Genomic DNA, 8,400 nt, shown 5'->3' on the forward strand with positions numbered 1-8,400 from the left:
TCACAGACTGCGGTCGGCCCGTGCAGTGACTTCATTTCTCGGGTTCTGGCCCACTTTTCGTGTCGGAGTCACTGTGGGTGATCAGCGGCTGTGCTGAGGGCCTGGAGGATCTGCTGCACTTCCTGGTGCCATTCGTCGGCGTCGGCACTGTCCACCCACCCTGTCATCGACTCGGACCCGTCTTGGAGGACGCAGTGCAGTGCTTGCCGGGCCATTGCGCGAAGCGATGTCGGTAGTGCAGGCAGCGGTTCTCTTGGCCCGTCTTCAGGGTCGATCACGATCCGGCTGTCCGCGATCATGCTCGCGACGAGAGCCGCAGCGGCGACTGCTTCGACACCGTCCGCGCCGGCCACCTGTGTGCCCGCGTTCGCAACCCGCTGGAATGACCGCTCGAACACGTCGATGACCTGCTGGGGAGCCAGTCCCTCAAGTTCATCGACGAAGTCTGCGGCGAGATCGCTGTCGAACGGGCCAGTTCCCCACGTTCCCATGCACGTCTCCTGGTATCGCTGATCTCGGACCGACACAGCATTCCAGCAGCCACTGACAACGGTCATGGCGCGAGGAGGACTCGCTTTGGAAGCAGCGCGAAGCCTGCTCGGCCGAGCATCTGGCGTTTGAGCATCTTAAAAGTTACGTGGGATCTCCTGGGTGTGATCACGTCTCCCTGGTGCAACCACGGACTTGGGAGATGGCTTGAGCGGCACGACGATGCTCACGGCGAAGTGGCCGGTGCTCGGCCGGCACGAGCAGGCGGCTCATGTAACGCAGTTCACCGCAGGGGACTTGATGGTGGAAGGAACGGGCTGAGTGCGTCCACTGTGGCAAGGTCGGGGCATGCCCTTTGATCACAACGACCACTATCACCGTCTGCTGTTGCGCCAGGTGCCGCGGAACTGCGGTGTGGCACTCGATGTCGGCTGTGGGACCGGCAAGTTCGCGCGTCGGCTCGCTCACCTGGGCATCGGAGTCGATGCGATCGACCCGTCGCAGGAGGCCGTCTCGGAGGCCCGCGCGTTGTCCGAGCGGATAGCCGACGATCGGAGCCCGCACTTCCAGCACGCGGACGTGACCGAAGTCGAACTTCCCAAGGCGCACTACGACTTCATCTCGTGCCTCGCCAGCATCCATCACATGCCGTTCGACACCGTCGCTGCGTTGCGTGACGCGCTTGCGCCCGGCGGGATCCTCGTGATCTTGGGCTGCTATCCGGAGAGGACCTGGCTCGACTGGGCTTGGAGCCTGGCAGCTGTGCCCGTCAACGCCGTCGCCAGGCTGGCCGTCGCCGTGGAGGAAAAACTCCGCCCTGCCTCTGCTGCGCATGGTCGGGAGCAGGTGAAGGCACCGGTGAGACAGCCGGCCATGCCTCTGCTCCAGATCCGCCGGGAGGCCGCGGTGCTGCTGCCTGGATGCAGCATCCGCAGGCTCCTCTTCTGGCGCTATCTGCTCGTCTTCCGTAACAACGGCTGACGGGACCACGTGGAGTCTCCCCCTGCTCCGCCCGTATCAACTACACGTTCCGATCACTGTGGTTCGCGGTGCGGGCAGACGGCTCACTGTGCTGGTTCCTGCGGCCGCCTCGCGGAGTCGGACGATCTCCTCGTGCTGTGCGGCGAGCTGGGCCAGGGGCTGGCTGCGGAAGTCGATGAGCTCGTTGATCGTCCGCTCGGACTGGGCGAACCGTTCCCGGAGCCTGGTGTTCTCTGCTTTGAGTCGGGCGGCCTGGGCCTCGCGAGGATCGGGGATCCCGCCGGCCTCGCGCATGGAGTTCAGGCGTCGTTCGAACTCGACGTGGAGTAAGAGTAGGGGCGGGTACCGTAGAACGCTGTGCGGTCAACCGCAGCCTCGCTGGCGAGGGTCTTGACGTCGCACTTTCCGCGAGGCGGAGTATCTCCGCATAGGAGCCGGTCCTTGGCGGCCCGGATGCGGATCTCGTTCTCGGCCCGCTGGGCTTGGCCTCGCTTGGTCAGCAGGTTGAGCACGTCACGGCCGCTGCTCTGTGTTCTGGGTGCGGTTGCAGCCGTCGGGTCGAGCTTCTCGCCGATGCCGGCGAAGAACTCGGTGAGGCTTCGCGCGCCGAGGCCAGCCGGGAGAATGCCCTGCTGGTAATTCCGGAACTCTTCCAGGACCAAGTCCAGGTTCCGATCGCTCTCGTGCTTGTTGACCTCGGCCAGCAGCTCGGCCTGAGCTCCGCCGGGGCGGGATAATGGTGGAGTCGGGTGTCGGAACCCTCGGAATGCCTGCAAGATCATGCGATGTGATTCTCCCACTCGCTCAGTGCATGGCTCTCGGCCCTGGACTCCCGGCTCTCCAGGAGCACTCCTCAGTGGCCCGTGTGGCTCCCTGCCCACACCGTGGGGGTTCGGCCCGACCACGGGCTTGCGTGCTCGAGTTGTCCAGCGAGGCGGAAAGGCGGCCTTCGCGTGCGGCTGCTTCCCGTTCGGCGGGGGTCACCTCGCCCTTGGCCACCAGCTCCGCGAGCCCGACCGCGTCGAAGCTCACGTACTCGGTAATTCTCACTGTCACTCCCAGCGGTGATCGCCGGGCTCCGGCGCGTGGGGCGGCGGCCTATAGGTGATCAGCACATCGCGCCCCCTTCCCCGTACCATTCTGTCCGTACGTCTGAACTCCCCCAGACCCACGGGGGTTTACGGAAGCGAGGACGTCTCGGTGATCGCATTCCAAGCAGCCTTCCTCCTGCTCCTGGCCGCCCAGGCCGTACTGGTCGTACGGAACGGCCGCGGCTGGAAGCTGGAGTCGGCCGTCACCGCCGGATTCGCCCTCGCCTTCCTCCTTCTGCCGCCCGACGGCGACTGGAACCTGATGGAGACAGCGGTCAGGGTGTACGTGGCGGTGGGCGTCGCCCCCCTCGCGGAGAAGGTACTCCGGAAGGCCGGAACGCCGCGGGAGGCATTCGAGGACATCCGCACCCCGCGCTTCTGGGTGGCGGCGGCGGCCTGTGCGCTGCTGGCCGCCCTGATCGCGCGCGTTCCGCTGTAGCGGTCACCGGTCCCGGCTCCGTGGCCTGCCACAAGGCTGATCTCCGTGGCCTTGTCCACGTCCGGTGAGGGCGAGCGAGGCTGTGCGTGCGGGCGCCGGCTTGGACCACGTGGTGGAGGCCGGTGCTGCTGCCCGCCGCGTACGGCGTCGTCGCGTCGGCCGGGAGGCTCTCCCACGGGCCCGCACCCAAGGTGCGGACCGGCGGGACCGGACGGCCTCGCGCTCACGAGCGCGACGCCAGACCGCCGCGCAGGCGGCGACGCGCCAGTCGACTCACACAGGCCAGCAGCTCGCCCCACTTCTCCGTAAGCCCTATATCCGACACGCATCACCGGTCCGCCCGGTCGCCGGGCTGATGACCAGCTGCGTCCTCACCGTCGCGGCGTCGAGGGGGTCTCCCCCGCGGCGCCGGCGTTCTCACCGGTCGAGTGCGGTGCGATGCCATCAGATGGCCGGCCCATTGATCACGGTGTTCCCTGGCGGCCGGCCGGAGCGCAAAGCGGGGGATCGACACGTTTCCGGGCCGCTCGTCGGCGTGTCGATTGGTCCTGCTCCGTCCGCCGGAAGATCCTCCAGAAGAAGAGCGTCGGCGGCGGAAGGAGGCCTCGGTGGACCGGAGCAGGCACCGCCCGGGCCGTTCCTCCCGCACGCCGATGACCGCGGCGGCGGTGGCCGTGTGCGCCCTGCTGGGACCCGCCTGCTCGCCCGCCCCGGATTCGGCCCCCGGACCGGGTACGACGAAGGCCTCGTCCCACTCGGCCGCCCACGCGAAGGGCCCGCGGAAGTGTGATCGCACCCTGGTGGGTGTGGCGCACCCCGACGACGACCTGTTCTTTCTGAATCCGGAGATCAGACGGACCGTTCGCGCCGGATGCCCGGTCGACACCGTGTATCTGACCGCGGGCGACGCGGGCAGGAAGAACCGTCTCAAGGCGCTGGAGTTCGTGGACCGCAGGGAGTACGGGGTACGGGCGGCCTATGCGGAGATGGCGGAGGCGGCCAACCGCTGGGAACGGGCGGATGTGCGGGCGGACGGCGTCCGTGTCAGGTCCTACCGGCTCGCGGACAACGCCCGGGACACCGATGTGCGGCTGACCTTCCTGGACCTCCACGACGGCCTCCCGCGCGGCCAGGAGCCGAACAGCCTGCTCAGGCTGTTCGACGGGAGCAGAAAGAGCATCGAGCCGTTTCAGAGCACCGGGAGCTATACCGAGGACCGGCTGCTCGCGGTGGTGTCCGCACTGGTCCGGCTGAGCGGGGCGGCACGCATCCTGACGATGGACCACGACAACGCGTCGTTCGCCTTCGGCCTCGGCGGCGGTGTCGATCACAGCGACCACGGCGTCGGCGCCCGGTACTTCCGGAGGGTGGGCTACGCGCTCGGGGTTCCCGTGTCGTCCTACCTCGGCTACACCATGACTCCGCTCAAGGCGAATCTCACCCCCGGAGAGTCTGCCGAGAAGGACGAGGTGGCGCGTTGGTATCTCGCCCACCGGAAGTGCCGGGCCACCGGGACGTGCGCGAACGTCGCCCCCTTCAAGGGCCCGCTCCAGAAGGACTGGAGTCTGTGGATCCACCGCCAGTACGAGCAGATCCACCGGGCTCCACGCGCAGGGGAGATCCTCGGGGACATCGGCCGGACCACGTACTTCACCGGAAGGGATCCGGCACAGTGCCTCCACGCCGGCACCGGGCCGCCGAACGCCGGCGGGGTCGGCATCCACGGCTGCGACGGATCAGCCGCGCAGAAGTGGGACATGGGGCACGACGGCACGATCAGGCCCCGCGACGACCCCGGCTCCTGCCTGACCGCGCTCGCGCCGGCGGTCGGGCTGGAGCGGTGCGAGCCCGGTAGCCCGAGCCAGCGGTGGACCCGTGAGCCATGGCGGAGCACCACCTGGAAACGCACGGCCTGGCGGATCTCCGGGAGTGCGGACCGCTGTCTGTACCAGGACGACCGCGAACTCCCCGCCCGCTGGGACGACCGCGACCGGCAGAGCCCCGAACTGAAGCTCTCCGGCTGCGGCACACGGCCCCTGCCCGAACTCTACTGGCGCTGGGGCGGCTGACGCCCCGGACCCGCCCCGCCCCGCCCCGCGCCTTCACGACGGGGGCTCAGGGCTGTCCCGTCCCCTCGGCCGCCGCGTCGCCGAACCGCGTCAGGGCCAGCGCTCCCGCCACCGCCGCCGTGAATCCCGCGACCGCCAGCCACTGGAGACCATCGCGGGGGCGGTCGCCCAGCCAGACGACGCCCACCACGGCGGGCCCGGCCGTTTCGGCCAGGACCATGCCCGCTGTCGCCACGGTCACCGAGCCGCGCTGCAACGCCGAGGTGAGCAGGAGAAACCCCGCCGCTCCCCCGAGCACCAGGGCGTAGAGGGCAGGGTTGCCGAAGACCCGGGGAACCCCGAGGGAGTCGATCAGCCGGACCGCGACCTCGACCACGCCGAAGCCCGCGCCCGCGCCGAGACCCAGCAGCAGGGCGCGCGGCCGGTCCGAAAGCCGCCCCGCGAGCGCCCCGGCGAGGAGCACGACGAGGACGGCGCCGAGCAGGGACCAGCGCAGGGCGGCCGGTCCAGCGCGGTCTCCCTCCGGTCCGGAGGCGAGGGCGATCATCGCCAGCCCCGCGCAGACCGTGGCCACGGCGGCCCACTCGGCGGTGGTCAACCGGGCGTCGAGGAGCCAGGCGGCGACCACGGCGGTGACCGCGAGACTGGCAGCGAGCGAGGCGCCCACCGCGTAGAGGGGAATCGACCGCAAGGCGACGATCTGGAGGAGGAACCCGAGGCCGTCGAGGGCGAGACCGGCGGCATAGCGCCACTGGCGCAGAGCCCGCAACAGCAGCACGGGGTCGACGCCGGAGCCGGAGCCGGTCTCCACGGCACGTGCCGCGATGGCCTGGAGAACAGAGGCCGTGCCGAAGCAGCAGGCCGAAGCGAGTGCGCAGACCATCCCCAAGGACACGGAAAGGACTGTAGGCCAGAGCACGGCGAAGAGCCGGGGGCAGGCCGACGACCATGCGGGGCACACGCGTACGGGGATGCCAGGGTCGTCCTCGGTCCAGGTCAGCGGCCGGGCGATACGTCGACCGACCCGATGTACTCCTGGGTCTCCTCGTCCGGGAGCCGGACCGACTGCGCCCAGAAGTAGATCAGCAGACTGAACACCGCGATGATCGCCATGTCCCACCACAGGGGCAGGGCGCCGGTCGGGGTGCGGAGCAGGGCGGGCCAGAGGGGATCCCGGGCCCGGACGAAGCCGGCGTCCTGGACGAAACCATGGCCCCAGCTCTGATTCTGGACGATCTGGAAGAGCGCGATCAGGGAGACCGAGGCGAGCGTCAGCGGGACGGCCCGCCATCCCCGGGCCGCTGCCGCTGCCCGCACGGTCGTGTACAGCGGGCCCCACTCGCGCCGGGCGAAAGAGGCCGCGGTGTTCAACGGATGGTCTCCAGACGCTGGCGGTGCAGCCACTTCGGCAGTCCGGGCGCTTCCAGGAAGCCCTCGGCGCGGGCGCTCGCGACAGCGATGCGCGGCAGGTCGGTGCTCTGGGCGTACAGCAGGAACCGGGGCTCCCAGATGGGGCGGTACTTGGCGTTGGCGCGGTAGAGCGACTCGATCTGCCACCAGCGGGAGAAGAAGGTCAGCAGCGAGCGCCACAGCCGCAGGACCGGGCCGGCTCCGAGCCGGGAGCCGCGCTCGAAGACCGCGCGGAACATCGCGAAGTTCAGCGAGATCTGGCTGATCCCGAGGTCGCCCGCGTGCCGGATCAGTTCCAGCACCATGAACTCGAACAGTCCGTTGTCCGAGTTGCGGTCACGCCGCATCAGGTCCAGGGAGAGCCCTTCGTGGCCCCACGGGACGAAGCTCAGCAGGGCACGCGGCCGTCCGTCGGCGTCACGGCAGACCAGCATCGCGCAGCGACCGTCCCTCGGGTCGCCGAGCCGTCCCAGCGCCATGGAGAAGCCGCGTTCGGTGGCCCCGTCGCGCCAGTCGTCGGCGAGCTCGATCAGCTGGGCCATCTCGTGCGGCGGCAGGTCCTCGTGACGGCTGACGCGGACGGTGTACCCGGCGCGTTCGACTCGGTGGTGCGCCTGGCGGACACCCCGTATGGCGCGGCCCTCAAGGGTGAACTCGCCGGTGTCGACGATGGCCTCGTCGCCCAGTTCCAGGGCGTTGAGGCCGTGCCGGGCGTAGACGGTGCCGCCTTCTTCGCTGGCCCCGATCACGGAGGGGGTCCAGCCGTGCTCGCGGGCCTGGGTCAGCCAGCGGTCGATCGCTCCGGGCCATGCCTCCGGGTCGCCGATGGGATCGCCGGAAGCGAGCGAGACGCCGCCGACCACTCGGTAGGTGACGGCGGACTTGCCCGACGGCGACCAGATGACGGCTTTGTCGTGGCGCAGGGCGAAGTAGCCGAGGGAGTCCCGGTCACCGTGACGGTCGAGCAGCGCGCGCAGCTCTCGCTCGTCCTCCTCGGTGATCGGGTCGACGGCCCGGCGGGATCTGAATGCCGCATAGAGGACGAGCAGGATCAGCGCCGTGCTCATCAGGTTGATGAGCACATTGGCCCAGCCGGGGGTGACGATGTCCGCGAAGCGGACATCGTCATAGGCGAGCGAGACCATGCGGAACACGCCGTAGTGCCAGCGCTCCAGGAAGTCGGAGCGCCCGGGGTGGGAGGCGGCGTTGGTCACCGTGACCATGGCGGCGGCGAGCAAGGAGCCCACCGCCAGCCCGCTCACGCCGACCGCCGCCGCCAGTTTCGGATTGGCGCGATCGCCCTTCGCGTAGAACTCGCGCCGCCCCACGATCAGGGCGGTGACGAAGACCGCGCTCACCAGGGCCGCGACCCAGTTCTGGGGGTGCTGCCGGTACACCGGCAGCGTCAGGGCCAGACCGGTCAGCACCAGCGCCGTACCGCTCAGCGCGAGATTGAGAATCCACGCGGCCCGTTTGCGCCGCCGCATGGTGATCGCCAGGAACAGGGCGAAGGAGCCGGAGAAGAAGCCGGGGGTGAGCAGATAGAGGGGGAAGAACTCATCGCCGTTGCGCCGCCTGATGTCGTTCCCGAAAGAAATCCACACGGCGCTGAGAAAGTCGACGAACGCGACGATGCGCAGATACCAGACCGTGTACGCGTACGAACGCCGTGGCCACCTGCCGCGCTCTGCGGCCCGATGCGGACTCGGTCGGACGCGCCCCATGCGAGCGAGCCTAGAGGGCGCGGGGCACGGGGAGGCGCTACGACGGCGTGGTGAACGGGTGGACTTGCCGTCCGGAACGGGTACAGCAGTGGGAGCGCGCTTGTGCCGTGGCATTCTCCGCCGCCCGCGGCATCATGCCCATCCGCCCCGGTGCAGCCCTCTGTGGCAGATGACAGATGGCCAGGTAGCAGCAATTG

The 8,400-nt window shown here is 69.4% G+C and carries 8 protein-coding genes; 3 read left to right on the forward strand and 5 right to left on the reverse strand.

What is annotated here, in order from left to right:
- Positions 1-68 precede the first annotated feature (68 nt).
- Complete coding sequence (locus tag FF041_RS29105; RefSeq protein ID WP_194292211.1) at positions 69-491, reverse strand: DUF4259 domain-containing protein; 423 nt, start codon at positions 489-491, stop codon at positions 69-71.
- A gap of 346 nt (positions 492-837) precedes the next feature.
- Between FF041_RS29105 and FF041_RS29110 the strand changes: the two genes are divergently transcribed.
- Complete coding sequence (locus FF041_RS29110; RefSeq protein WP_153525566.1) at positions 838-1,470, forward strand: class I SAM-dependent methyltransferase; 633 nt, start codon at positions 838-840, stop codon at positions 1,468-1,470.
- A 299-nt stretch (positions 1,471-1,769) separates the two neighbouring features.
- Here the strand turns inward: FF041_RS29110 and FF041_RS39475 are convergent, their stop codons facing one another.
- Positions 1,770-2,252, reverse strand: a complete 483-nt coding sequence (locus tag FF041_RS39475) for a hypothetical protein (RefSeq protein ID WP_228388698.1) — start codon at positions 2,250-2,252, stop codon at positions 1,770-1,772.
- 418 nt (positions 2,253-2,670) lie between these two features.
- On the opposite strand from FF041_RS39475, the gene FF041_RS29120 reads away from it, so the two are divergent.
- Positions 2,671-3,000: a hypothetical protein gene (locus FF041_RS29120; protein ID WP_153525567.1), complete on the forward strand. Its 330-nt coding sequence runs from the start codon at positions 2,671-2,673 to the stop codon at positions 2,998-3,000.
- A gap of 608 nt (positions 3,001-3,608) precedes the next feature.
- Complete coding sequence (locus FF041_RS29125; RefSeq protein ID WP_323393019.1) at positions 3,609-5,069, forward strand: ricin-type beta-trefoil lectin domain protein; 1,461 nt, start codon at positions 3,609-3,611, stop codon at positions 5,067-5,069.
- 46 nt (positions 5,070-5,115) lie between these two features.
- Here the strand turns inward: FF041_RS29125 and FF041_RS29130 are convergent, their stop codons facing one another.
- The 3 genes from FF041_RS29130 to FF041_RS29140 form a co-directional block, all read right to left on the reverse strand.
- The gene (locus tag FF041_RS29130) at positions 5,116-5,952 is read right to left on the reverse strand and encodes a DMT family transporter (protein WP_153525587.1); all 837 of its coding nucleotides are present in this window, start codon (positions 5,950-5,952) and stop codon (positions 5,116-5,118) included.
- A 113-nt stretch (positions 5,953-6,065) separates the two neighbouring features.
- Positions 6,066-6,440 (reverse strand): hypothetical protein, encoded by a 375-nt coding sequence (locus tag FF041_RS40435; protein WP_153525568.1) that lies wholly within the window; start codon positions 6,438-6,440, stop codon positions 6,066-6,068.
- Positions 6,437-8,203: a phosphatidylglycerol lysyltransferase domain-containing protein gene (locus FF041_RS29140; RefSeq protein WP_153525569.1), complete on the reverse strand. Its 1,767-nt coding sequence runs from the start codon at positions 8,201-8,203 to the stop codon at positions 6,437-6,439. Before FF041_RS29140 ends, FF041_RS40435 begins: the two co-directional genes overlap by 4 nt.
- Between the last annotated feature and the right edge of the window lie 197 nt (positions 8,204-8,400).

The sequence above is a fragment of the Streptomyces jumonjinensis genome, from assembly GCF_009600885.1.
Classification (GTDB): Bacteria; Actinomycetota; Actinomycetes; order Streptomycetales; family Streptomycetaceae; genus Streptomyces; species Streptomyces jumonjinensis.